General features: G+C 41.4%; 18 protein-coding genes. All 18 read left to right on the top strand.

Going from position 1 to position 26340, the window contains the following annotated elements; genetic code table 11:
* The first annotated feature begins 29 nt into the window (after positions 1-29).
* The 18 genes from IQ276_RS34665 to IQ276_RS34580 all read left to right on the top strand — a co-directional run bounded on the left by IQ276_RS34665 (position 30) and on the right by IQ276_RS34580 (position 25918).
* Positions 30-1865: an ATP-binding protein gene (locus IQ276_RS34665; RefSeq protein WP_193913089.1), complete on the top strand. Its 1836-nt coding sequence runs from the start codon at positions 30-32 to the stop codon at positions 1863-1865.
* A gap of 207 nt (positions 1866-2072) precedes the next feature.
* A complete protein-coding gene (locus IQ276_RS34660) occupies positions 2073-2213 on the top strand; it encodes a hypothetical protein (protein ID WP_193913087.1) in 141 nt (46 codons plus the stop codon).
* Between the two features lie 411 nt (positions 2214-2624).
* Entirely contained in the window at positions 2625-4301 is a 1677-nt protein-coding gene (locus IQ276_RS34655; RefSeq protein WP_193913085.1) for a M10 family metallopeptidase C-terminal domain-containing protein, read from the top strand.
* A 184-nt stretch (positions 4302-4485) separates the two neighbouring features.
* Complete coding sequence (locus tag IQ276_RS34650; RefSeq protein WP_193913083.1) at positions 4486-5913, top strand: phytoene/squalene synthase family protein; 1428 nt, start codon at positions 4486-4488, stop codon at positions 5911-5913.
* A 37-nt stretch (positions 5914-5950) separates the two neighbouring features.
* A complete protein-coding gene (locus IQ276_RS34645; protein ID WP_235116237.1) occupies positions 5951-8107 on the top strand; it encodes an NAD(P)-binding protein in 2157 nt (718 codons plus the stop codon).
* Between the two features lie 25 nt (positions 8108-8132).
* Complete coding sequence (locus tag IQ276_RS34640) at positions 8133-9194, top strand: acetoacetate decarboxylase family protein (protein WP_193913079.1); 1062 nt, start codon at positions 8133-8135, stop codon at positions 9192-9194.
* A gap of 295 nt (positions 9195-9489) precedes the next feature.
* Positions 9490-10422 (top strand): class 1 isoprenoid biosynthesis enzyme, encoded by a 933-nt coding sequence (locus IQ276_RS34635; RefSeq protein ID WP_193913077.1) that lies wholly within the window; start codon positions 9490-9492, stop codon positions 10420-10422.
* Positions 10423-10427: 5 nt separating this feature from the next.
* Positions 10428-11294, top strand: coding sequence for an ImmA/IrrE family metallo-endopeptidase (locus IQ276_RS34630; protein ID WP_193913075.1), 867 nt, complete (start codon positions 10428-10430; stop codon positions 11292-11294).
* 254 nt (positions 11295-11548) lie between these two features.
* A complete protein-coding gene (locus IQ276_RS34625; RefSeq protein WP_193913073.1) occupies positions 11549-14116 on the top strand; it encodes a lantibiotic dehydratase in 2568 nt (855 codons plus the stop codon).
* Positions 14117-14185: 69 nt separating this feature from the next.
* On the top strand, positions 14186-15067 hold the full coding sequence (locus tag IQ276_RS34620; protein WP_193913071.1) for a 2OG-Fe(II)-dependent halogenase WelO5 family protein: 882 nt from the start codon (positions 14186-14188) through the stop codon (positions 15065-15067).
* 152 nt (positions 15068-15219) lie between these two features.
* Positions 15220-15417 carry an Os1348 family NHLP clan protein gene (locus tag IQ276_RS34615; RefSeq protein ID WP_193913069.1) on the top strand — a complete coding sequence of 66 codons (198 nt, stop codon included), beginning with the start codon at positions 15220-15222 and terminating at the stop codon, positions 15415-15417.
* Between the two features lie 661 nt (positions 15418-16078).
* Positions 16079-17992: a neutral/alkaline non-lysosomal ceramidase N-terminal domain-containing protein gene (locus tag IQ276_RS34610; RefSeq protein WP_235116236.1), complete on the top strand. Its 1914-nt coding sequence runs from the start codon at positions 16079-16081 to the stop codon at positions 17990-17992.
* A gap of 210 nt (positions 17993-18202) precedes the next feature.
* Positions 18203-20155 carry a hypothetical protein gene (locus IQ276_RS34605; RefSeq protein WP_193913065.1) on the top strand — a complete coding sequence of 651 codons (1953 nt, stop codon included), beginning with the start codon at positions 18203-18205 and terminating at the stop codon, positions 20153-20155.
* 427 nt (positions 20156-20582) lie between these two features.
* Positions 20583-21371: an iron-containing redox enzyme family protein gene (locus tag IQ276_RS34600; protein WP_309245630.1), complete on the top strand. Its 789-nt coding sequence runs from the start codon at positions 20583-20585 to the stop codon at positions 21369-21371.
* Positions 21372-21388: 17 nt separating this feature from the next.
* Positions 21389-21580, top strand: coding sequence for a hypothetical protein (locus IQ276_RS34595; protein WP_193913061.1), 192 nt, complete (start codon positions 21389-21391; stop codon positions 21578-21580).
* Positions 21581-21647: 67 nt separating this feature from the next.
* Positions 21648-22367 (top strand): aspartyl/asparaginyl beta-hydroxylase domain-containing protein, encoded by a 720-nt coding sequence (locus IQ276_RS34590; RefSeq protein ID WP_193913059.1) that lies wholly within the window; start codon positions 21648-21650, stop codon positions 22365-22367.
* Positions 22368-22418: 51 nt separating this feature from the next.
* Positions 22419-24245, top strand: coding sequence for an NAD(P)/FAD-dependent oxidoreductase (locus IQ276_RS34585; protein WP_193913057.1), 1827 nt, complete (start codon positions 22419-22421; stop codon positions 24243-24245).
* Positions 24230-25918, top strand: a complete 1689-nt coding sequence (locus IQ276_RS34580; protein ID WP_193913054.1) for a S53 family peptidase — start codon at positions 24230-24232, stop codon at positions 25916-25918. Before IQ276_RS34585 ends, IQ276_RS34580 begins: the two co-directional genes overlap by 16 nt.
* The last annotated feature ends 422 nt before the right edge of the window (positions 25919-26340 follow it).

Here is a 26340-nt window from a genome sequence, read left to right as displayed (position 1 = left end):
AATAATTATTTCTGAATAGGATTAGATTTATGGAGAACGATCCTGCCCTTCAGTTAAACCGACTGCGTTCAACTTTAGGAAAAATGGAAGTAGCACTAGGGGCTATTGATGATGCGATCGCCTGGACAGGTGAAGATACGAAAGTGCAATGGTGTAACGCAGCCTTTGATCGCTTAGTCGGTATACCTCATATTAGTATTTTGGGACACTCGCTAATTGACCTACTACCGTTGACACAGCAGGGACAAGCGATCCTAAATGAAGTGCATCCCATACGAATGGCACTACAAGACCATGTAAAACCTACTGAATATGAATTTAAAAAATCTCATCAAACGATAATTTTGGAAATTTCTGGCAACTGTATCGAATTCATTGCTGGCGAAAAATGTGCTGTTTTAACGATTCGTGATATTACGGCTAGTAAAAAAGCTCAAGCCGAATTTCATAAAGCGAAAGAAGCAGCAGATGTGGCAAATGTCGCCAAAAGCCAATTCTTAGCAAACATGAGCCATGAACTGCGAACTCCCCTCAATGTGATTTTGGGCTTTACCCAATTGCTGACTAGGTATGGTTCTCTCGATGCCCAACAACAAGAGTATTTAGAAACTATCGCCCGCAGTGGCGAACACCTGTTGAATTTAATCGATGATGTTTTAGAAATGTCCAAAATTGAAGCTGGTAAAACCACATTTAATGAAGCTGGCTTCGACTTAAAGACTCTTTTGGACACACTATACCAAATGTTACGCTTAAAAGCCCAGTCTAAAGGATTAAAGTTAAATTTTGAACTGGCTGCTGACTTACCGCAATATATTCGCACAGATGAAAGCAAACTGCGCCAGGTTTTGATTAATTTATTAGGCAATGCCATTAAATTTACCCAAGTAGGTAGTGTAACTCTGCGAGTTAGGCGCGACTTTGCAGAGATAAATACAGGAATACGTTTATTATTTGAAGTTGAAGATACTGGTGCTGGTATTGAGTTAACAGAATTGGAGCGTTTATTTGAACCTTTTGTGCAAACTCAGACAGGTAAAAATTCTCAAGAGGGAACCGGATTAGGATTACCTATTAGCCAAAAATTTGTGCGCCTTATGGGAGGAGAAATAACTGTTAACAGCACCGTAGAGGTGGGAACAATTTTTAAGTTTGATATCTACACCAAAGAAGTTCGATCTGATGAAGTGCAAACGGCAAAATCTACCCAACAAGTGATTGCTTTAGCAGCCGGACAGCCAAAATATCGGATTTTGGTAGCAGAAGATAAACCAGAAATTCGCCAGATTATGATTAAGTTGCTACAACCAGTCGGTTTTGATGTGCGTGAAGCTAATAATGGAGAGGAAGCGATCGCTTTATGTAAAAGTTGGCATCCTGATTTAGTATGGATGGATATGCGTATGCCTGTGATGGATGGTTATGAGGCAACTAAACGTATTAAAACAAACATTGATTCACCTCCTGTCGTCATTGCTCTAACTGGTAGTGCTTTTGAAGAAGATCGGATTGTTGCCTTATCTACAGGTTGCGATGATTTTGTCCGTAAACCATTTCGAGTTGAAGTAATTTTTGAGAAGATGAGCCAATATTTGGGTGTCCAATATATATATGCAACTGAAGACACCAAACTGCCCACCCAGCCGCAATCTTCAGTTATCTCTGCGAATGAATTAGAAAATGCGATCGCACAAATGCCTGCGGAGTGGTTAGAACAATTACACCAAGCGGCCATCAGAGTTAACGCTAAGGAGATTTTGCAACTTATTGAAGAAATTCCGCCACCTCAAGCTGCTTTGGCTCAAACACTGACCAATCTTGTTAATGATTTTTTGTTTGAAGAGATTATTACCTTAACCCAGTAAATTAGAGACCGCCAGAAAGCAAATTATCAACTGTCCTAATTTCATTTAGCGATCGTGACAAATGTCATGGTTGCATCGTGACATTTATTAGATGTGCGCTTCTGGGTTCTCAAGCTAAATTAAGGTCATGAAAGCGAGGGCAACCTCAAGAGTTAAACAAAATACAATCATTGATATCTCAATTACACGAACAAACAGAGCAAAATTATGAGTATTACAACATTACAACCAACCAAAGTTGAGAATAATCTTCCCATGATTAACTACACAACTCCTCAAAGGAGAGACTTAGTTGCTTACTGGGTTAAGGAAAACGGGAAATTAGTTTGCAACTGGGTGGTGAGATAAGCCCCAATTATCTCAAAAATTGCTATATTTAAACTTCAAATTTAACTCAACGCTGCTAAATAATTAACACAAAACCATCTCCAATAAATTGGAGATGGTTTTTAAGTGCCATGATATTTTAGCCATTATTAACTCAAAAAATATCAGAATTTCACACATACAGAATGACAAATATCATGGGTGGATCGTGACATTTATTGGATGTTAACCAATAGTTATTCCCAGTAAATTATAACTATCGAGCAAAGGGAAGGCAGCAAAACGATTACAAACATCAAAACGCCAACCCCAGCACTAGTTTATTTGAAAAGCAACAGCAGAATTTAATTCTGGCGATCGCAACTCGATACAAAGGCTGAATTTTTGCTGCAACAAAATCTTACTTACGAATTTCACACAGGAGAAACAATCATGGCTTCCGGAATAAATTACATTGATTCTTTACTCTCAGGATCTAAATGGGGTTCTAAAACAATAACTTATAGTTTTAGAAATGAAGCGGCTTGGATACCCACAAGCCCTGATGAAGACGATAACTTTAAGCCCTTTACCGAAGTCCAAAAAAATGCAACCCGACAAGTTCTTAAGCTTTGGGAGGAAGTATCAGGGCTGAAGTTTCAGGAAGTTTCTGAGACTTTGTTAGGCGGGGGAGATATTCGTTTTGGAACAGCTGCCTTATCCGAAGGATCTGCCCATGCTTATTACCCAGGCCCTCTAGGAGGAGGAGATGTCTGGCTGAACAACAAAGTCAGTAGTAACAATCAACCATTGCCTGGTAGCTTTGGCTTTCTAACTTTAATTCATGAAATCGGTCATGCGCTGGGACTGAAACATCCAGGTAATTATAATGCTGGTGGAGGCGGTACTCCTGGGCCTTACTTACCTGCTAGTCAAGATAGCGCTCAATACACTGTTATGTCCTACAATGGAAGCGGTGGTGGTACTCGATACACAGGTAGTGATGTTTCTCCTCAAACACCACAACTTTACGATATAGCAGCTATCCAGCATTTATATGGTGCTAATAATAGTACTCGTACAGGTAACGACACTTATTCCTGGGATGCGAATAAAGCCTTTGTACAGACAATTTGGGATGCTGCTGGTAATGATACTATCAGTGCAGCTAATCAGACTTTGGCTGCTACGATTAATTTAAATGCAGGTAGTTTTAGTTCAATTGGCCCTAGAAGTAATTTTAGTAGTATCCCAGCCAAGAACAATTTAGCGATCGCCTATAAAGTGACTATTGAAAACGCAGTTGGCGGGTCTGGTAATGATACTATTATCGGCAATAGCGTCGCTAATAAACTTTCTGGTAACGCTGGGAACGATACACTCAATGGTGGTGCTGGGAACGATACACTCAATGGTGGTGTTGGAAACGATACACTCAATGGTGGTGCTGGTTTAGATGAGCTAATTGGCGGTAGCAATAATGACCTGTACATTTTAGACAGCGTAGAATCTGTTTTTAACATTGGCGATTTGTTTGCAACTAATGTCTATGACAAAGTTACTGAGTTGTCACAAGGAGGAATTGATACAGTTAAGGTTTCAGCCAAAGATAATTCCTTCTTAAGTCGGGGTTATACCCTAGCAGCCAATGTAGAAAATTTAGAGTTAACAGGCCCTGCTACTAATGGTAATGGCAACGAACTTAATAACATTATCAAGGGTAATAACCTCTCTAACACGTTATCTGGTGGCAAAGGTAATGACATCCTATATGGTTATGACGGTAGTGATTTCCTAGTCGGTAATGGCGGGTCACTCAACGAAAAAGACATCTTAATCGGTGGTAGTAGCAGCGATACATTTGTCTTAGGGGATCTATCCCAAATATTTTATTACAACACTGGTGACAGCTATGCCACAATCACTGACTGGCAAGTGGGTGTAGATAAAATTCAGGTTAAAGCTGGTAACTATACTCTGACAGAAGGCAATTTTGGGTTGGGTAGTAGTATAACTTTAGATACAGGTCTCTACTATAACAATGACATAATTGCTTACATTCAAGATATCGGCAAGAATCAAATTAATATGCAACAAGACTTTATATCTTTGACACCTTCTGCAATCTGATTTGTAAAAATCGCTCATAATTATATCCCCAACTTCTCTAAGGAGTCGGGGATATTTTTTTCACGATTTTGTAAATGAGAAATGTCATAGTTGCATCATGACATTTATTCGATGTAAAGGATTAGTTCTTTAAAGTAAATTAAACCTATCAAAGACAACACCAAGATTTGTGGAGATAACTAACATGAGTAACTTACTAAAAAACGCTATCTTTGAATTAGGTGGTTCACCAACAACACTGACAAAATTAGGCCCAGCATGGTCAGCCGCCGAGAACTGGACAGTTTTTAATAACAAACAAAACCCTGATTTTATACCAATTATCACAACAGAGTTAGTTCCTTCGACTTTTCCAGGAGGAGGAAGTAAAATGATTCACGTTAAAACTAATGGTTTAAGGTGTGGTTTAGTACAGGGATTTGGAGCAATTGACACTGGTTCACCAAGTGCGATCGCATCTGCTTGGATTTATGTCGTTAGTGGTAAAGTAGGCATTGGTACTGGCAATCAGGGACACACTGGGTTAGACGTAATTAGCTCCAAAACCAATACTTGGGAACATTTGCAAAGTCCTAATGGTGTTTCTCCAGCTAACCAGTTAATTATCTATTCAGCAAGCGATGGAGCCGAGTTTTACGTTGATTTAGAAGAACCATTAGACAGCTATATGGCGACAGCTTACTTGATTTTTCGAGTCGCTGATAATATCGAAGACTGCTTGCAAACTCCAGAGTGGAAGCGATCGCGATTTGCCCAATTACAACAACTTCTAGAAACTCCTCGTTACGCTAACAGTTTGTTAGCACACTGGTCAAGCCTAGAGTGGCCAGGACTCACAGCAGATGAGCAGCAACTCATGACCCCAGAAGCAGGGTTATCTCTCTGGCAGATTTATGAAATGCTACCCTCTACTACCCGTGCCACAATTCGGCAATGGGTAACAGCAATGATCGATGGAGTTGAGAGCATCCTAGATCCTTACCAAATGCCTCACCTAATAGAGCAGCAGGGAGTAAAAATTCTCGCACAACCCGAAGATTACGATCGCTACTGTTATTTTGTCGCCGGAACAGTAGGTCATCTCGGTACAGAACTAGCAATTGAATATTATAAATTTTCTTCTGAAGTAAGCGATCGCTTGCTCATCAACTGCGAGTATTGCGGTCAAGCATTACAGAAAACCAATATTATTAAAGACTTTGTTGAGGATTTAAGGCAAGGCAAATGTTATCTCCCGGCTAGTTGGTTACAGGAAATTGATTACAAACCCTTGGCTTTACAAGAAGCGCCAACTCGATGGACTCAGAAAGTAATCAACTCAGCTGTAACTGCTCTGGATCAATCTGTTGCCTATGTGCTGAATATTCCTTACCATGCGCCTGGATACCGTTTAGCTAGCATTTTGTGTCTGGTATCTGCTTATCAAACTCTACTGTTAGCATCACAGCAACATTCTCGCTTGTTCACTGCCGAGCATCAAGTCAAAATTTCCCGCAGTTGTTTCTCCCAGTGCATGGAAGATGCAAAGGTACTGCTGCGTGACAATCAAGCGGTGATTAATTACAGTCAACGTCTGCAACAAGAAATCGCAGCAGCATTTTTAAATTTATAAATAATTTTCATACAAATTTATTTGAGGGAGAGGTTTCATGATGAGTTATGCGCCAGTTAAACGACAAAAGATTGCCGTGTTAGGTGGAGGAATGGCTGCTTTGACAGCTGTGTTTGAACTCACCAATCAACCAGATTGGCAAAACCATTATGAAATTACGGTTTATCAAATGGGATGGCGTTTGGGTGGTAAAGGTGCGAGTGGACGTAACCTCGATGCCAATGCCCGAATTGAAGAACATGGTCTGCATATATTCATGGGCAGCTATGAGAATACATTTCAAATGATGCGCCACTGTTATGCAGAATTAGGACGTAAAGCAGGTACTCCCTTAGCAACCTGGCAGGATGCTTTTAAACCCTACAATGTAGTTAGTTTACCAGAGCAAGTTGATAACCAATGGAAACTCTGGATCAACGATTTACCCGTAAATAATCTTTTACCTGGAGATGGTGTGCCATTCCCATCTGTTTGGGGATACGTGCAAACTCTGGTAGATTATTTAGTACGTCAAGTGCAGGAAACTCTGGCTGCGCTCACAGCTTTTTGGCAGGATGTTCCACCTGAAAATGAATCTCAAGTCTCATTACAGTTTCCCGATTGGATTCAAACCCTACGTCAAGATATGGGGCTAACTGTTACCCATCAGAGAGAATCAGCTATTGCAAAGCTCTACTTGGCACAACAAATCATTCAAGCACTTCCCAAAGACCCTCAACAACACCAAAAAGTACAGCATCAGGCAATCATCTGGTTATTACAAAATTTCTGTCGGTGGTTTGGCGATTTTTTGGGGGATTTAGTCAAAGATAATGATAAATTCCGTCGCTATTGGGTTTTGGCGGAATTAAGTTGCATTATAGCTTGTGGATTAATTCAGGAGCGAGTCATTTTTCGCGGGTTTGATTGCCTAGATGACTATGACTTTCGGGAGTGGTTGCAACGTCAGGGCGCTTCTAATTTAACTGTCAACTCCGCACCTGTACGCGGGTTTTACGATTTAGCATTTGCTTATGAAGATGGTGATACAGAGCGTCCTAACTTTGCTGCTGGGGCATTTTTGCGCTGTTTTCTCCGCATGAATCTTTCCTTTCGGGGAGCGATTTTTTGGAAGATGCAGTCAGGAATGGGAGATACTATTTTCACACCTCTGTATGAACTGCTACAACAACGTGGAGTTAAGTTTCAGTTTTTCCATCGAGTTAAACATTTAGAACTATCTACAGATAAGCAGTCCATCGCTGCGATTTATTTGGGTCGTCAAGCCACTGTTAAAGGAGATACCTACAATCCTCTAGTAGATATCAAAGGTTTAACCTGCTGGCCAAGTGCGCCTCTTTACGAACAACTAGTAGAAGGAGAAGCACTGCAAACAAAGCAAATCAATCTTGAATCAATTTCGACTCCTTGGGGTGATGTGGAAGAGAAGTTTCTGCGGGTGGGCGAAGATTTTGATGTCGTACTGCTGGGTATTTCTATTGCAGCAATCAAAGCGTTGGGGCAAGAATTAATAGCCGCCAACCCCGCTTGGGAATCTATGATGGAGAACGTAAAAACTGTCAAAACTCTAGCTTTACAATTATGGCTCAAACCCAATTTGACCCAACTGGGTTGGTCTTTGCAAATACCAGTCATGGGCGGTTATGAGCATCCCTTCAATACTTGGGCAGATATGAGCCACCTGCTACCTCAAGAAGATTGGCCAGTGTTAAATAGTCCGGCAAATATTGCTTACTTCTGCGGGCCGTTACAAGAGAATGCAGTTGCGACAAATGCCAACGCACCAGCCTTGTTATCACAAGAAACTGAACAGGTGCGGACAACAGCCGTTGCTTGGATGGAACAACATCTGCCTACCCTCTGGCCGAATATGGCAAATAAATCAGATCACTCTGCTTTGAACTGGAATCTACTAGTCGATCGCCAAAACAGACAAGGTACAGAACGACTTGATTCCCAGTTTTGGAAAGCCAACGTAGAACCGACCGATCGCTATGTCCTCTCCCTCAAAGGTAGCACCTGTTATCGTTTGCAAAGCGATCGCTCTGGCTTTTCCAATCTGTATCTGACTGGTGACTGGACTTTAAATGGCATCAACGTCGGCTGTATCGAAGCGACAGTTGTGTCTGGAATGCAAGCTGCCCGTGCAATTGGTGGTTATGCCAAAACCATTATTGGGGAAACCGATTTTTAATTTTACTGATTAAGAGTTTTAAATTATGAATTATCCGCTTTATATTGAACGTGGGGGAGAACAAGTACCTTACTATGGTCGCAGCCGCCATGAAAATGTGCAAGTGCATGGCTTTTGGCTAAAAGCTGATATTGAAGCCTTGCAACAAATGTGCGATCGCTATCTGAATATCTCTGGTGATGGTGAATTAGAATACCGCCCCGTCACCTCTGCTGTATTGCTGGCTTTTAGTGATATGGGTGCAGTTTATCCCTTAGATGTTGAACGTCCCCTTGGTTGGATTCCCGAAATTGATATTGCATTTTGGGTACCAGTGGTAGCGGTAAAGAGAATTGCTGGAGTCGCCATTCCCCAACGATTAGTATGGTTTATGCCTTACCTCTGGGTTGATAGCTCTTATGCAATGGCGGGAGGACGTGAAGTTTTCGGCTTTCACAAAAGCATTGGTCAATTTCAGCTGCCTAAAATCACGGAACCGATACAGCAACTTACTGTAGATACAATTGGGCTAAAACAGTTTGCCCCGGACACTAGAGCCGAATGGCATCGCTTGGTGGAGGTGCGGCGAGTTGATAGTGGTACAGATAACCCCCACCAGCATGACTGGCACACGATTGAAGATGCTTCTCAATACCTAGAACAGTTAATGATTCGCAGCATTGTTGGCAAAGCTGGGAGTTTCTGGGAAGGTTTGGTCAAAGTATTGAACTTAGCCAGTTTGAAAACAGTTCCTATTGTGTTCTTGAAACAATTTCGGGATATTCAAGACCCGCGACGAGCCTGTTATCAAGCTATTGCTGAAGCATCTGCTAAGATTATGAATTTCCAGAGTGGTGGACAAATCGAGGGAAATTATGAGTTAGTACTGCATCATCTGGACAGCCATCCTATCGCTCAGGAATTGGGCTTAAAAAATGGCAGACAGACTATAGAAGCTGCTTATTGGATGCAATATGATTTCATCATGGAAACAGGTCAAGTAGTCTGGCAATCATCTGGAGTAGGAAATTTAACAGAACACAACGGCAATGCGAAAACAGGAGTTAAATGGTTATCTTGGTTCAGCCTTAATTCTTCAGTCTTATAGGCACAGACAAAAACTTCAATAAACTCATATCATCCCTACCCAGAGGGTAGGGATTATTTTGTATAGCCAATTACTCTCAACGGAGCTAATCGCACCTATATCCGGTATCCGTTGTGTGGCTTTGTCATTTTACGTAAAAGACATGACAAATGTCATGGTTTCATCGTGACATTTATTCGATGTTTGCTGAGGCTGCTTCCAATTAAGCTCAAGTTATCAAGTCAAGAACAACTTTAAGCAGCTAATCGCAATCTTGTTACTTGGCCTAACTTATTAAGCCTAATTTAGATTAACTATGCTTGATTCCTATGATCCCCAGTTAAAAGTAATTGTTGCCGAAGCAGTCAGTAGCATATATGACAATATGCAGACCTCGGTTCCTTTCATGACAAAAAACGCTGGTGAATGGATGCAGCAACTGTCTGGTACAGCTAAGATGGAGGACTATTTTCTCCATCCCGTAGCTTTTCCCATGTTTTTATTGCCTTGGTGGGTGGAAAAAACGCTACAACCCCAGCTAAATGAAGCTTTGCAAACAGCGATCGCCTACTCAACTGCCAACGGTTATTATTACATTCGCCTAATCGATAATTTGATGGATGGTGATGCTGATACACCACTATCACTGCTACCAGCTTTAAATTTCTTTCATAGCCAATTTCAACACAGCTATTATCATTATTTCCCCTCTAACCACACCTTTTGGAATTTATTTCACCAAGTCTGGTTTCGTTCTGGTGAATCAGCAATGGAAGATGCTCACCAAACAGATATTGACTTAGCTCGTTTTCAGCAAATCGCTGCCCAAAAAGTCTGTGCTGCCAAAATTCCCATCGCTGCTGTTTGCTATTACCATCACCAACCAGAACTAATTCAACCTTGGTCAAATTTTGTGGATTTACTAGGATGCTGGCATCAGATGAGTAATGATTTATTCGATTGGGTGAAAGACTCAGCACATCAAAGTAAAACCTACTTTTTGTGTGAAGCTGCACGTCAAAAGTTACCCCAGGAATCTCTCACGGTTTGGGTGATGCGCTACGGTTTCAATTGGGCTTGTGAATTACTGCAAACTTGGATGGCAGAACTACAAAAACAAGCCATCAGTTTACATAGTCCTGATTTAAGTCATTATCTCACCCAACGCGAACAAATGTTTCTCTACAAACGGGATGAAGTGATGACAGGCTTCAAAAGTATGAACCATTTATTAAATGTTTTGGGGTGAAAATAATGAGTACGTTGGCAATAAATGCACCTCAGAAATCTGAACAATCTGCTGATTTAGAATTTAATTTATTTGATTTAGCACAACAATATTTTTATTTAATCAAACAGGAATATGCCGAATACGGTATCCAGGTGAATCCAGCAACTCGTTTACACCCAACAACAGGGTTTTTATCTTATTACGATTTGCAAGACAAGCAAATTTATCTGTCACTACCAGATCACATCTCGTCAGCCACAAAACTACGACAACTGCTATTGCGATCGCTTTATGGTTTTGGTACAAACGAGGAACTATACACCCTAGCACGTTTATTGCTACCTCATACCATAGCCCATGAACTAGCTCACGCCTTACGCCATGACTGCGGTTTATTTAGTAATAACCTGTGGCATGAGGAACAACTGGCAAATCAACTGGCAATAATAGCCATCAGACGCTATCGCTCATCTGCTGAACAACAGCAACTTCTAACTTTACTCGAACAGGTAATTACTCATCTATCAATAAAGTTTGGTACACCAGACACGGCGGTTAATACTTATCGAAATTTCTGGCAAGGTTTACGAATTAACAATCAGATTGAAAATACTCTTTGGGAGCATCTGAAACTTAATCAAAAGTTATTCAACGCAGAGTCAAATGAGGTATTATGTCAAAGCAATAAACTGAGCCATGAGTTGGTAGCAAAGCTGCAACAGAGAACAGCAGGGATTAACCAAATTAACAATCAGTATGCTGCTAACCAGTCACAGTATATGTACTATCAATTTTACTGGATTTATCTTGACCTCAAAAATTCTGATAACTTTTATATTGAAGAATTTATACAGCAACATCTCAATTTAGCAGTTGGTAGGTTGAGTTGACGCCAGGAAACTCAATATTTCTCAAAATAACGAGTTTAGTAAATCTTCCAATATTAAGAAACCCAACATTTCCCCAAACAAGAGTTTAGCGAATCTTCCAAATTTTCCCGCCCTCCTACTTAGTTATACAGAATTAATTACACAACTTTTCTCACTGTTTTCTATTCCCCATTCTCTGTTCACTTTCCTAACTAGATAAATTATTTTGCACAACTATTTACAAATTACGAATTAGTTATAAACTTATGCTTCAAATGTGTAATCAGCTTCAAAAACCAAAAATTGCCCCACATGAAATAGAATTACCCGGTAGCAATTGGACTTTGTGGCGCTCAGTATGTGTGCGGGGAGCAGGATTTCCGGCTAATTTGTTGCTATCTTTGGAAATGAGTAACTGCCATATCTTTGCAGAAGAAGTCTTGCGATTGAGAGAAGAAATAGCCCAAGCTCGATTAATAGCAATACAGAATTTGGACGTTGAATATAAAAATCTTGATAAAACAGAACGGCGACCACTAGCCAAAGCCTTAAAAAAGTTACGTCAGCATCAACTACCTGATTTAGATCATCCTGCTGTAAATCAATTTAGAAAAGTTTGGTTACAGATGATAGCTGCCCAAACAACATTAAGTGAATCTTTAGCATCTGGTTTTCTTCAAAATTGCCATCAACTGCAAATTCTCTTTTCTGACTCCCAATTTCAGGAGGCACTTCTATGGCAAAATCGGGAGTTTGCTGACCATATCCAAACTTTTTTAAAACAGCAGTGTACCACTTTAAACCAATCTTTATGGTACAAGATTCGAGGATTATTTAATTACCTGCAACGTTATTGTACAAAAAATGATTCTATCGGTTTCTTTGGCCCAATTGGTTGGGGTACAGTAACTTCACAAGAAACAGCAATCAAGTTTACCCCTGGCTCTGACTTACTGGCAGACCGACGAGTATATCTAGAAAGTTGGGCAATTAATACTCTAGCTCAAACCCTCAATGTCAATAATAATCTACGTCCTTGGTTGGCTCCTGCTCTTGTACCTAATGTTTATTTAGCTGGCAACCAACTTCACTTACCAGCTATTGCTGCTTTAATCCGAGATGGTAAGTTGCCTGCTAGTGTGCAGAGTGTAATTCACCTTTCACAAGAACAAGTAGAATTGCTGCAACTGTGTGATGGAAAACAGACAGCAGTTACTATTGCTCATCAAGTAATGCAAAATTCAACTCTACATTTTTCCGATGAAGCTGCTGTTTATGCCCAACTACAAAAGCTTTGCCAATTGGGGGCTTTGCGCTGGACTTTGGAAGTGCCAATAAGCCAGTACCCCGAAAAGTTGTTGCGAGAAAAGCTGAATCAAATTGGCGATAACACTTTAAGAAAATCTGCTTTAACTGCGTTAAGTGAACTAGAAACAGCAAAAGATCAAGTTATCCAAGCTGCTGGGAATACTCAAAGACTATCCCAGGCATTAGCTGACTTAGAAGCTACCTTCACCAAATTAACAAATCAAGCAGCAACCCGCGCTGCTGGCAAAACTTATGCCGGACGCACCATTATTTATGAAGACTGCCGCAGAGATATTCAATTAACTTTAGGGACAGATTTGTTAGCAGAATTAGGGAATCCTTTGGATTTGCTGCTGACTAGCACTCGCTGGTACACCTACCAAATCGCTGAAGGCTATCAAGCGTTGTTTAAACAGATTTATGATGAACTCAAACAAAATTGTGGCAACACTGAAGTAGATTTTTACAGCTTTTCACTCAAAGCTCTGCCCTTGCTGCGTGATGAAAACAGCTCACCAATTGCTTCTGCTCGTGCCAACTTACAAAAATTCTGGAATGAAATTTTGGCAGTCTCCCCAGACCAAAAACAAGTTGACTACCAAGCCGCAGACCTGAAATCAACCGTAGAAAATACTTTTACAGCCCCTCATGCTGGTTGGCAATTAGCCCGCTATCGTTCACCAGATGTGATGATTGCAGGTAGCAGTGTCAACGCCATCAACCAAGGAGAATATCAGCTAGTTTTAGGTGAACTGCATCTATTTAATACCTTGTCTCGCGCTGTTTTTGTTTCATCTCATCCCAACCCAACTGAGTTAATGGCAGCGAGAGCGCAAGACATTACTACACCGACAATAGCACCTTTGCCCTCGCCAAATTGGAATACTCAGCGCTTGGCTTTAGAACTGGTGCCACCTCAAGATATTCGCTTTGCCTACGAAGCCGGACATCCTGGCATACCTGATACCAAGACTGTGACGCTGGGTGAACTGGTAGTAGTTGAGACATCTGAAGGTTTACAAATTCAAACCCGCGACCAACGTATTTGCTTTCCTATCGTCGAATTTTTTGGCTACACCCTGTCCAATCTGTGTATGTCCTTTCCGGCAATTTTACCTCCAGCCAGTCACACACCCAGAGTCACAATTGACAGACTGGTAGTTGTCCGAGAAAGTTGGCGTTTACCACTAGCAGATTTAGCCTTTGCCCATACCCTAGACCGGACAGAACAGTATTTAGCAATTCGCCAAATGGTAAAAGATTATGAGTTACCGCGCTTTGTCTTTGCCAGAGTACCCAGCGAAGTTAAACCTTACTACATTGACTTTAACAGTCCAGTTTACTGTGAATTACTAGCTAAAATTGCTCGTCAAGCTGTCACAGCCAACCCTGAATATTACCTTTGTCTTACAGAAATGTTACCTAGTTTTGACCAACTTTGGCTAACAGATGCAGCAGGTCAACGCTACACCAGCGAACTCCGCTTAGTTGCATTAGATCCCAAATCTCCACCCTTCCATATTTGTGTGATGTGATATCGCATTAAATTATTGCGTTTTACACTTATTCATTCAATTTTGATTTTCAACTTTCAAGGAGTAATTATGCCGAAAGTACAAACCCCCGGAAAAACACTGTTTAACTTCTTAGATATTCATGTTTCAGAAATTCAACAATATAAAAATGCCATTCAAGCGATGATGCTCGATCGCAAATTTGAAGGCATGATTATTCGAGAAGTATTTCCCCGCGATACAGTTGAGCGGGTGAATCAAATTCTAGAACAAGAAGACGCAGGAATAGAGCGGATTCTTTTCCCTGATGCAGCCGAAAAAGATGCTTACTTACTGGGACAAGCAATTATTAACTGTGACCCTGACTTGCAAGAATATTTTGCCCACGCAGCTGCTTTTAGAAAACAATGCCGCTTACTATTTCAAGGAGAACCTGACTTTGAAACTCAAATAGAATCTGCATTTCGACATCTGTCTGGTGGTTTACCTGTAAAAGTACCCACAGGCCCTCAAGGACAGACCTATGCCTCCGCTACAATTCGAGTACTACCAGAAGGTCGAGAAATTGGGATTCATGTGGGTAATGAATTTCTGCATTTAGTTCAAGCCAACCACCTACAAACAATGGTGGATCTCACTGACCAGATTAGTTTCTTCATTCCTCTGAGCGTTCCAGAGGCTGGTGGTGAGTTGGTTGTCTACTCCTTAGAATACGATGATGTCGCACCTTTCTTACCAAAAGATAGACATAATAATGGCGGCAAAACTTATCGCACTGGTACTAAGGCGTTTGAGTTAGTAGAACGGTATCCAAGCATGGCTTTTACTCCTGGCCCTGGAGATATGCTGATATTTGATGGTGGCAGATATTACCACAGAGTCAGCCCGATTATTGGTAAACGTCCACGGCGCACTATTGGCGGTTTTCTCTCCCTCTCACGAGAACATGATACGGTTTACTACTGGAGTTAAAGACTATTTTCTTGAAAATTGCTACAGATGGCAGAGCAGGAAATAGACTGTAGCAATTCTTTAGAAAATTAGTGTTGTTTGTCATCAAAATTTCTAAATTGGTATAATTTGCATCAAATTGGTCATATTTTGCGTTTTTCAGGAGAATTATCATGTCTGATTTGCAAGCAGTTGTTGGTCGCGTTCTATCTGATGAAAGTTTCGCTCAGAGACTGGTTGAAAGCCCTGAAGCGACCTTACGAGAAGTTGGTGTAGAGCCTACACCAGAAGTACTAGAAGCCCTCCAAGGAGTAGACATACAAGCCATGCAGCAGTTAGCAGCAGCCTTTGGTCAAGATAAAGCAGCTTGATACGAATCCAAGAACATACGTAAATCCAACATCAGAATTAAATTTGACATTTAATTCTGCCCTGGTAATTAGAAATTGCCCGCCAGTTGCTCATGGGGGGAACACCCTACGTACCCGTCACTGGCTTGGCTACACAGACAAAACCCGCCTGCGCGGGTTATTTTTATGAAGTCCACGCACCATCTGGACTTTGTTTGTGTAGTAGCAACATGAATTTGATGCGCTAAGAAAACCGTAAGTTTTTACACTTTTCTTAGCGCTATTTTGTTCTGAACTTTTTATATTTTGATCATGACAAATATCACGGCTCCATCGTGACATTTATTAGATGTGAACATCTCTAACTGGCAACTAAACTAAAGGTAATTAAATCAATGAGAAATCAAATCATTAATTTAAGCCCTAAAATCAATTAATAAGGAGAATAAATGCCAGTACAAAAGTTCATTTAAATCTTCTAATCATTCTATAATTTTCGATTCTAATAATATCCATGAGCCAACCAAATATCAAGATATAAATTCAAAAAAAATCCTTGAATTGCTTGGCTTTACTGATACTTTAGTCTCAATCTAGACCTGATTCGATTCATACCACATAGGCTTGCCTGAGCCTTTTCTAACCTTTCTTAACAATCTCAAAGAACACAATAGGAGTTAATATGGTTTACAACATTGGTACAGGAATATCCGAAGTCACTGATCCAGCTATTGGAAAAAATATGCAAGGTATGGCTGATCCATCCCAAAAAATTAGAGGAGTTGAATCAAAGCTATATGCCAGAACTTTTGTCATTACAGATGCTACAGATAAAGATTTGAAGAAACCTGTAGTCATCGTAATTGCTGATATATGGGCAAGTGTCGAAGCAGTAAAGACAGCAGTCATCAAACGTCTTAAATCTCAACCAAAGTTTCAGTCACTAAATGAAGAGAATGTCTTAATTAGTGGCACTCATACTCACAGTGGACCAGGAGGCTTTTCCCATAGCGCACTGTACGAATATGCTACTGGCGGATTTGATACTCATACTTTTGAGTGTGTGGTTTCTGGTATTGTTAAATCTATCCAAAAGGCATTCAATAATCTCGCTCCCGGTAAGATTTATATCAATAAAGGAATAATTGCAGATTGCGGTAGACAGCGATCTAAAGAAGCATATCTTAATAATCCAGCAGAGGAACGGAAGAGATATAATTCTGACACTGACAAGGAAATGCTATTGCTCAAGTTTGTGAGGGTAAACCAAACAAAAGAAGTACCAATAGGGGTGTTAAATTGGTATGCTATTCATCCAACTGATAGAGGGCAGAAAACTACTGTAATAAATGGCGATAACAAAGGATATGCTTCTTATTTATTTGAGAAAGCATTAGGTACGAATTACTCTAATAAAGAGACATTTATTGCTGCATTTGCCAATTCAAATTGTGGTGATGTTTCGGGTAATGTCGAGTTTGGCTATATCCCTGATGGTTCAGACGACAAAGCACACATGGAATTGCACGGGCGAAAACAATTCGATATGGCCAAAAAGCTTTTTGACTCAGCCACAGAAGAATTACAAGGGGAAATTGGTTTCCGACATACCCGTGTAGATATGTCAAATATCAAGATTGAGAATCAACCAGGTAAGAGAACATGGCCTGGTGCGCTGGGTCTGGCCTTTGCAGCAGGTAGCACAGAAGATAGTATCCCAAAAATAGAATTGCCAGTGATAGGCACTATAGATAGTTTTGAACTTAGAGAAGGTCTGATTGAAGCTAAAGATCAAATTTCTGTAACAGAAAGGGCTGCCCAACTTGCAATAATTAGTGCGATGGCTGCTACATTTGGTGTAACAGAAGATAAACGAGACTTTGTTCAAGGACATTTACCAAAGCCAATCATACTTAGAACAGGTTTGTTGAATCCTCCTATCACACCTAATATTCTGCCGTTGCAACTCATAAAAATTGGTAGTCTGATATTGACCGCCATCCCAGGTGAGATTACGACTATGGCAGGTAGACGCTTAAAAGAGACTGTTTTGAATGAGCTGAAAGATTTTGGAATCAAACATTTAGCTATGGCAGCGTATGCTAACGATTATTCCTTATATATTACGACTAAAGAGGAATATGATAAACAGCATTACGAAGGAGGATGTACTCTTTTTGGCCCCTATACACTGATGGCGTATCAGCAAGAATTTCGGAAATTAGCGAATGCTTTAAAAAATAAAAAAGCAGTCAATCCGGGGCCTAGTCCTTCCAAGAGAACTGCCTCAGTAGCAAAACGTATAACAATTAGAAATTTGTCTTCCTCATCTATTACAGTGGAGTTTTTCAAGCAGTCAGACACTGTTGTCGGTGGAGTTTTTGATTTCGCCGCAGTACCGCTACCTAATGGGACGCTTCAAATTCCAAAGCAAAGCGATTGTGTTTATATACTACCGTCGGATGTAAATATGGTGAAAATGCGAATTAATCAAAATAAGACAAGAATAGTCGAAAAAATTGGACTCTATAGGCTTGTCACTATTAAGCCAGATGGGACGGCTACGGTATCAAATTATGTGCCACCTCATGTGTGAGTTATGACTCATATCTTGCACGCTGCTTTAGGATGATATACAAGTCTTAAACGCAACACAAAAAAGTTTGGGGTAAGGATGTAAGGGTTTTGCTCATTTATATACCTGTACCCCGAACCTTTTTGATAACTGAATAACGGATTTAATTTCTGTCGGTGTGCCGAATCTACATTTCAGTATTACAAGCAAAAATAGTCTTGTGAGGTGCTAATGATTGAAAAACAAGCAATTGATGAACAGGCTTGGCTAATTGTAGAACAGTTTTTTCTTGAGTTACCATCCTCACTGTCTCGGCGGGCATTGCTTTTGAAAAACAGTTTAACAGTACAGTATGGTGAGACTGGCTGCTTGCAAGATATTCTCAGCCGAGATGGAGATTACCCTTGGCTGTCACTGCCAATTTGGTTGTTGAAAGACTGGTTTATTCATGCCAATACTCAGCGTTTTCTCTTAGAAAAATATTTATTACCTCCATCATTTTACAATTTTGCTGCTGTTTATCTGCAAGAACAAATTCAGGATGAAGCTAGTTTTTTTGATGTTGCAGATATTTCTCTGGTAGATGCTTTACAACAGCAGACACTATTTCATTTTCAGCAAATTTTAGGGGAAGATAGTGAATTTTGGTCTTTTAATCAGCAACTCTGGGCTGATTATCAAACCGCAGTTGCAACCATGCAGCAGCACCAGAAAACCCCTAATCAGTTTACACCAGACTTATTACAGCACCATACAGCCCAACTTTCACCAGCTAATATACCAGTGATTGCTGCGGCGATCGCCATTGACAGAACCAACCAAATCCCCAGTTTGCTGCAACTGATGAACTGTCTCAACCACATTCACCAGATGCGCCGGGATATTCTGGCAATTCGGCGAGATATCATGCGGGGATGTTATACCTATCCCATTGTGCGAGTGATGCAGGCGGGTGATATTCCCCTCTCAGCCAAACCCACGCCAGAGAAGTTGCTGGGTGCAATGATACTCACAGGTGCAATTGCAACTATTGGTAAGGAATGCTTAGAGAAACTGGAAACAGCCAAAATCTTAGCTCAACAACTGATGTTACCAAGTTGGTTGCAGTATTGCGATCGCCTGGAGGTTGTTCTAAATGAATTGATTGCTTTGTTTTCTTTAAAAAATCTAGGTAAACCACTTGCTAGTTCCAGTAATTCATTTATCCCTTATATTGATAGTTTAAATGTTGCGATCGCCGCAGCCGAACAGTACTTATTATCAGATTTAACCTTTCGGGAAAGTTGGGATGTTCAACGCTTCACACTACCTCAGAAATCAGAAGTGCTGGCGCGTGCTTTTCCGATGGGATTAATAGTCGAAATCCTTAGCACTCACGGTCATAATTTATCTTCCCAAGTTGCTGAAATTTTTCAGTTATTGGAACGTCATCATTTTTGTTATTACGAAACAGATGGGCTACCCCCCGACACTGATGATTTGGGATTGCTTCTGCGACTTTATCAGTATTCTGCTCAACCAGAAACACATCAAGCTATATTGCAACGCCCTTTAGGTTGGCTAGTACAAAATATCTTGCCTTCTGGCGAAATTCCAGTTTGGTTAACTCAGGGAATAGACCATGCTCAAGGGTTTCTAGTATGGGGTAAAAGTTGTCTAGCTGTTGAAATAAATGCTTTGTTGGGGCTGATTGCCTATGATTGGTCTGCTTACGAAAAATTAATTGAAAATTCTTTCTTAAATTTATGCCAGCGCCTGATTCAATCCGGCTTTAGTGGTTTATCTCACTACGAACCAGCATACTGTTTATGGGGATTTTTTCAGCTACTAACTCAACTGGAAACCAAACCAATCAGCAAGACTGTGCAGATTCAAATACAACAAGTCACACCAATTCTTTTGCAGAGATTGCAACAAGAAATTGAGCGTTGTTCTCCCAGCCCACAAGAGGCTGCTTTTTTCATCCTCTCTTGTCTGAGCCATCCTTTAGCTAAATCCTTGCTAAATCATAGCTGGATTCAGCATCTTTTAAAACACCAACGCTATGACGGCAGTTGGACTGATGAAGCCCTTTACCCAACCGTACATCGGGGCAGGCAGGTAGTTTGGTACAGTAGCCGCACAGTTACAACTGCATTTTGTTACCATGCACTACGTATTTATCAGAAATATTTTGACTTCTAATGGTGCTGACAAACACACCTAATATCGTGTCCGATAAGGGATTACCAAGAAATAAATTATCTACTCTTGTGGGGTGGACATCTTGTCCGCCATTGTCTATGGGCGGGCGAGACGCCCACCGCACAATAAAAGTTGTATATTTTTTTAGTTGGAAGCCCCTAAAAGACCGATCGTTAAGGCCGCAGGGTAGCAGAGGAGAGAATTTTGCAGTTTCTGCACACATGCACGCCCATAATCATTGATCAGCCGGACATGATATGAATGGGTTTTTGATTTGATCTCAATAGAAATGACATTTGTCATGGTCTGACCGTGACATTTATTCGATGTCTGCCAATAGCCCTGAAGAGTAAGTTAGAACTATCAAAGAAGTGAAGAGACTGCTACTGAGATGGAATGGGCTTGTATTGCACCTGACAAAGTAATTGTGGCAACGACCAACCGGGTTTGGCTACATCAATTAAATGGTGACATGAGTAGCGATCGCTTTGCTCAACTCATGAATCACCCAGGAAATATAGTCACAACCCGCAAGCTTTTAGATGGAGCTTTAGAAGTCGCACAAAAAGCTGCCTTGGCAAATAACAAGTTACCTAACTTAACTTTAACTCGCTGGATATGGCGGCTAGCTAGTCTCTATCATCTCACCCATTCCACCCCGCGCCTTATGGCAGAAGCCGCCCAACGTTTTGCCTTAGCCGGTCGTGCAAGGCTGGCTGATTGGGCATTACAAAAAGCTGCTGAAGAAAGAGGACATGACCAACTAGCCCTCCTGGATATTCAATCACTGGGATACAAAGCCTCGGCTGTAGTCAAGGTGCTTGTTCCTCCCACTGCTAGCGCTTTGGTGAATTACTTCACTCAGAGTGTACAGACAACTGATCCGATTGCTTGCGTTGGCTATTCCTATGCAATGGAACGCCTAGCGATGAGTGTAGGAGATAAGTACATCCAAGCAGTGCAAGCTTTACTACCCTCTGATATCAACGCTACTCGTTGTTTACGCCTCCATAGTGGAGTAGGTAGCGATGTGGCTCATGTCGAGGAAACTGTGGAGATGGTTGCAAAACTAACTCCCCAAGAGCGTGTGCAAGTGACTACTGCTTGTTACGAAACGGCTTTGTTGTGCTTTAGTCCACCGCGCGAGGGTTACATTTCTGATGCAGAACTCCAGCACTTATTGCAACCACTTAAATTAACAACTTCTTCCAAGTAAATCATAAGGAGAATCACATGATTACACCAGTAAACTCCACCATCGTTACTGAAAACACTGCTGCTGAAGAAACTTCTAACCCAGTTATCAACAACAGTTCTACCGAGACTCAATTTGAGGTAAAAGAGCAGTCTGACGTTGAGTTAGAAGGAATTTTAGTCACTGAATTTGAACAAGAACCGCTAACCGATATCAACTTTGGCTTTTAATTAATTCCGTCTAACTGGCGGCTTATTTCTGAGCCGCCAACAACTAACTATATAAGGAGAACAAGTAATGATTCGTGCCACAATGTACCAACGCAGACATCAAAAGAGTTCTCAGGCGATCGCAAAACCTTACCGTTTTTTACAATTACCCATGTCTGTCGATACTGAGACATTAGTGGCTGAACTTGCTAATGTAGATTTGCCTTGGCTCTCTAGCCAGTGGAAATGGCATTTAGGAACGTTTTTTTGTATTCTAAGGGCAGGTTCCCCTGGAAACTACCTTGGTCATGAAATGATTAGTGGTGCGGGAGTAGACGCACCGATTCTCAGCAAACTCCCAGCTTTTAAACATTTTCTAGATCATGGGTTTCCTATTCCAGTTTCTCTTGCTTGGATAGGTCTGAGTCCAGCTAATTCCTGTATTAAACTGCACATCGATAATACAACTCATTGGGATGAACATCACCGCCTGCATATCCCACTACAAACAAACGCTGAGGCGCGATTGTGTTGCTTGGGTAAGTTTCTGCATCTAAAAGCTGGCACAGTTTGGGCATTTAATAACAGTGTGCCTCACGGAGCATTAAACACTGGTTCAGCCCGCCTTCATTTAATGGTCGATTTGCCTTCTACTGCGGCTGTTGAAAATTTATTGGCAAGTGGTCAGATGTACGACGGTGAGTTGGACTCAGCAGCTTTAGCACGCTTGTCATCAAATCCGCTTCAGGGTTTGAGTGAAGATATATCAGCCAATCGTGACCTGATGAACCGATTGCTACAGCAATAATCAGGCTTTGACAAAATTTAAAAAACTTTTAGTAGATTTAGGGAGTTATTTATGATTACAGAACATGTAGATGCGGTTGTCCTGGGTGGTGGCCCCGCAGGTAGTACTTTTGCCAGTATTGTCAAAAAATATGCTCCTGAACTGAAAGTAGTGCTTTTAGAAAAAGAACATTTTCCACGCTGGCACATTGGAGAATCAACCATTCCTGCGGCTAATGGGGTATTTAAAGATTTAGGTTTATATGAAACCTTATTACAGTCTAGTTTTGTCAAAAAGGTAGGAGCTACTTTTATCTGGGGTCAAGACCGCACACCTTGGAATGCTGATTATCTGAAATTAAGAAATCTTACTAGTAAAAACGGATGCAGTAATATTATTGATGTCACAGGACAAGACTTTAGTGAATTACTAGGACGAGAAGCTACTCAAGACACCCCATTTTCTGCATTTAATGTCCGCCGTGCCGAATTTGACAAGTTATTGCTCGACCAGTCACGGAATTTTGGTGTAGATGTGCGTGAAGGCACTATGGCAACTAAGGTACTTTGGGATGGGCAGGAACGAGTCGAAGGTGTGAAATGGCAAGATGATACAGGACGCAAAGGTACGCTTTTCACGCCCTTTGTGCTGGATGCGACTGGCTTATCTCATCTGATGACACGGGGACAAAGAGAGTATGACGCTAATTTAAATAATTTTGCAGTGTATGGCTATTTGTCTGGTGCTGAGTGGAAGGTAACATTTAATGGTAGACGCGATATGTCTACGGTGTTTATTGCGGCAGTAGATAAAGGTTGGATTTGGTATTTTCCCGTAGATAAAGATGTAATGACTGTAGGGGCGGTTACTAATACCCGACATTTCAAAGACCGCTTGAAGAACGTCGATTTAGAAGAATTATTTTGGGAAATGCTGCATTCTTGCCCAGAGGTAGCAGGATTGGTGGAAAATGCTACTTTAAGAGATGATGTCCTACCTAATGGAGCGCGGGTAGCCTGCTCTCAAGATTGGTCATCCTGGGCGAAACAGCCAATAGGCAATGGTTGGGCGGCGGCTGGTGATGCAGCTATGTTCGTAGATCCAATTCTTTCTACTGGCGTAACTTTAGCTTTGCAAACTGGACACCGCGCTGCTTATACTTTCCTGACTGCAAAGACACGTCCCGAACTCAAAGCTGAGTCATTATGGCGAGCTTACGCTGATTACTTGCGCGGTGAGTATGGTGCTTATTTAACATTGGCACGTTACTACTACGGTAACAATAAGGCGGCTCCTTCTTGGTGGTGGGAAGCACAACAGTTAGTCAACGCATCGGGCAAATTAGACTTAAGCGATCGCGATGCTTTTACAATGGCAACAGCAGGATTCTTTCCTGTACCTCGCGCCTATGGTTTAAATGCTGAAGTTGTCCTACCCATACTCAAAAATCTTTCTGGGACAGAGGCAAATCTCCATAACATTTATCATGAGTCAGGTGTACCACCCCATGAAGAATTAGCTGATTATGCACTAGAAGCTCTCACACCATTCCGCTTGGATTTACGTACTGAACCAGGAGTTGAACGTGGACTGACTGGACAACTTGAGGTATATTACGATTTAATTACTGAGGAACTGGGTTTTTCTCACCGGATGGCGGCTGTACCTTCGCGTATTGCTCCTGTGATGGCTCCAATAGTTGCAGCTATGCAAAAACATTCTACAGTGTCTGGTTTATTGGCTGAGGCTCCATCATTACTATCTCCTGGTGTAGCCCAACCGGAAGCGATTCGTCGCGCCACTTTAGATATTGTCAAGATTGCAGCTATGAAGGGCTTTGTGCGGGTATATCCCCAAGAAAAAATTACTTCCCAAACAGCAGTATGTACCTCAGTTTGATTCTTGATGCTGCACAGCCTCATGTAATTCGTGAGTTAGCTGATGCAGTGTCTAACCCTAAACATCCTGATTATGGCAAATACTGCGATCGCTCTCAATTAGCGAAGTTAGTTGCTATTCCCCAAGCGGAGCGGGAAGAATTAGAAAATTGGTTTAAAGCCTATGGTATGGTTCCTCTAGCCTTTCCCTCCCTTGATGAACAGCAAATGCTCTTGCGTGTGACTCCCAAACAACTTTGTAGTGCTTTCGGAGAAAGTGCTGTCCAAAAACTGCTCTCACGCAAATCTCATCGCACCTTTCAAGCAAGGTCAATACTTCCGCGAAAACTTGCTGGTTATGTTCAGTCAATGCAGATTCTCCCAAATAGGGAGTGGTCAGAGGCAATACCAAGACAATTGTCACCTATAACGAATGACAGCAGCACGTCTGAAATTCCCTTACCTGCTGATATGTTTGGAGCCACACCAGCCGATATTCGACGCGTTTACCAGTTTCCCGAACAGTGGAATGGCAGTGGTGAAACTATAGCTGTGATGGCTTTAGGCGGCTACCCTAACCCAGACGACCTGCATCGTTTTTGGCATATCTTCAATATTCAACCACCATCAGTTTACAGCGTGCAGGTAGGCGCAATGGGTGCTAGGGCATCTCACCCGCTTTATCAGTGGGAGACGACAATGGTGGTTCAATGGCTAGGAGCGATCGCTCGTTGTTCTCGCATTGTCGTATATTTTATAGATCCAGAGTATTTTGCTGACCCTTGGGCTACTTTTTTGTTGGCTATTCTGAGCGATACGCATTTTCAACCCACCATTGCTTGTACTACTTGGAGTGCCCCAGAACGCCAATATTATCGAGTTCACGGTTCAGAAGTCATTGCTGGTCTACTAGATCGAGCCGCAGCATTGGGAATTACTTTCATAGCCGGAAGCGGTGATTGGGGTGTGTTTGATGGTTTACCCCAGCGTCAATTTAATGGGCAAAGAGTTTGCGATGCTCCTTGGCCGCATGGGATTTTTCCAGCAGTAGAGGAACGAGTTTTAGCTGTGGGTGGAACTCAGATTGATTGCTGGGAACCTTATAAAGAAACGGCCTGGAGTGCGCCTGTATCCCTTGGCTTAGAGAAAGCACTGCAAATTGAGCGCATGGCCAGCAGTGGCGGCTTCAGCGAACATATCCCTATCCCACAATGGCAGCAAGCAGTTCTCGAACCTTATTATCCCCGTAGTGGAGATGCACCGGCGGTTATCCCTTATGGACGAGGCTTTCCTGATGTTGCACTCATGGCTTGGGGAGCTGATAACAATGGTAATACTGCTGCTTATTTGAGTCTCATTGCTAACCAATGGCGCAATGATGCTGGTGGTACGAGTTTGGCGGCTCCTGTTTGGGCGGCGATAATTGCTTGTCTCAACCAAGCCAGGCGATCGCAAGATTTACCAAGAGTAGGTTTTGTTAACCCCCTACTGTACAGTCTTTGGCAAGACCAAGCTATTGTTTTTCGACCTATTACCACAGGCAATACAGATATGATTTTGCAGGCGATCGCATCAGAAGGCTCAGTTACTCCTTTCAAATTGCCTGGCTTTACTGCCCGTCCTGGATGGAACCCACTTACAGGATTGGGAATTCCTAATGTGATGAATTTGATCGAATCTAACTATATACAGTAAACCAAAAAGTTTTTTCCCAAAGAGCGACTACTAGTCACAAGTACTTAGATTAAAGTAGTATATAATACTTAAATATAATTAAAGTTTATATCCTACATTTTGCACTTCAAGATGTAGTACAAAATATTAGCCAATTGTTCTTAAACACGAGTAAACAAAGATACTGAAAGTATCTAAGCAAGCCAACATTAAAGATAAACCAAGAGTGATGAAGTATACAGCAGGTTACATAGCCTATAAATACTTGGTTTCAAGCTTTTCACAAAACTAAACATACATCCCACATTCCGCACCCTAACTGTCACAAAGGGGTTATTACTGAGTATTGCCTCTAGAATGAGAGTAAAAGAATACTTTATTGTTTATGTAGGGAGATTATTGACCTAGCCTAAATAATATTTATATTCTCAATAAGCAGCAAT

Origin of the sequence: Desmonostoc muscorum LEGE 12446 (assembly GCF_015207005.2) — a bacterium.
GTDB lineage: Bacteria > Cyanobacteriota > Cyanobacteriia > Cyanobacteriales > Nostocaceae > Nostoc > Nostoc muscorum.
This window is presented reverse-complemented; position numbering and strand designations above follow the sequence as displayed.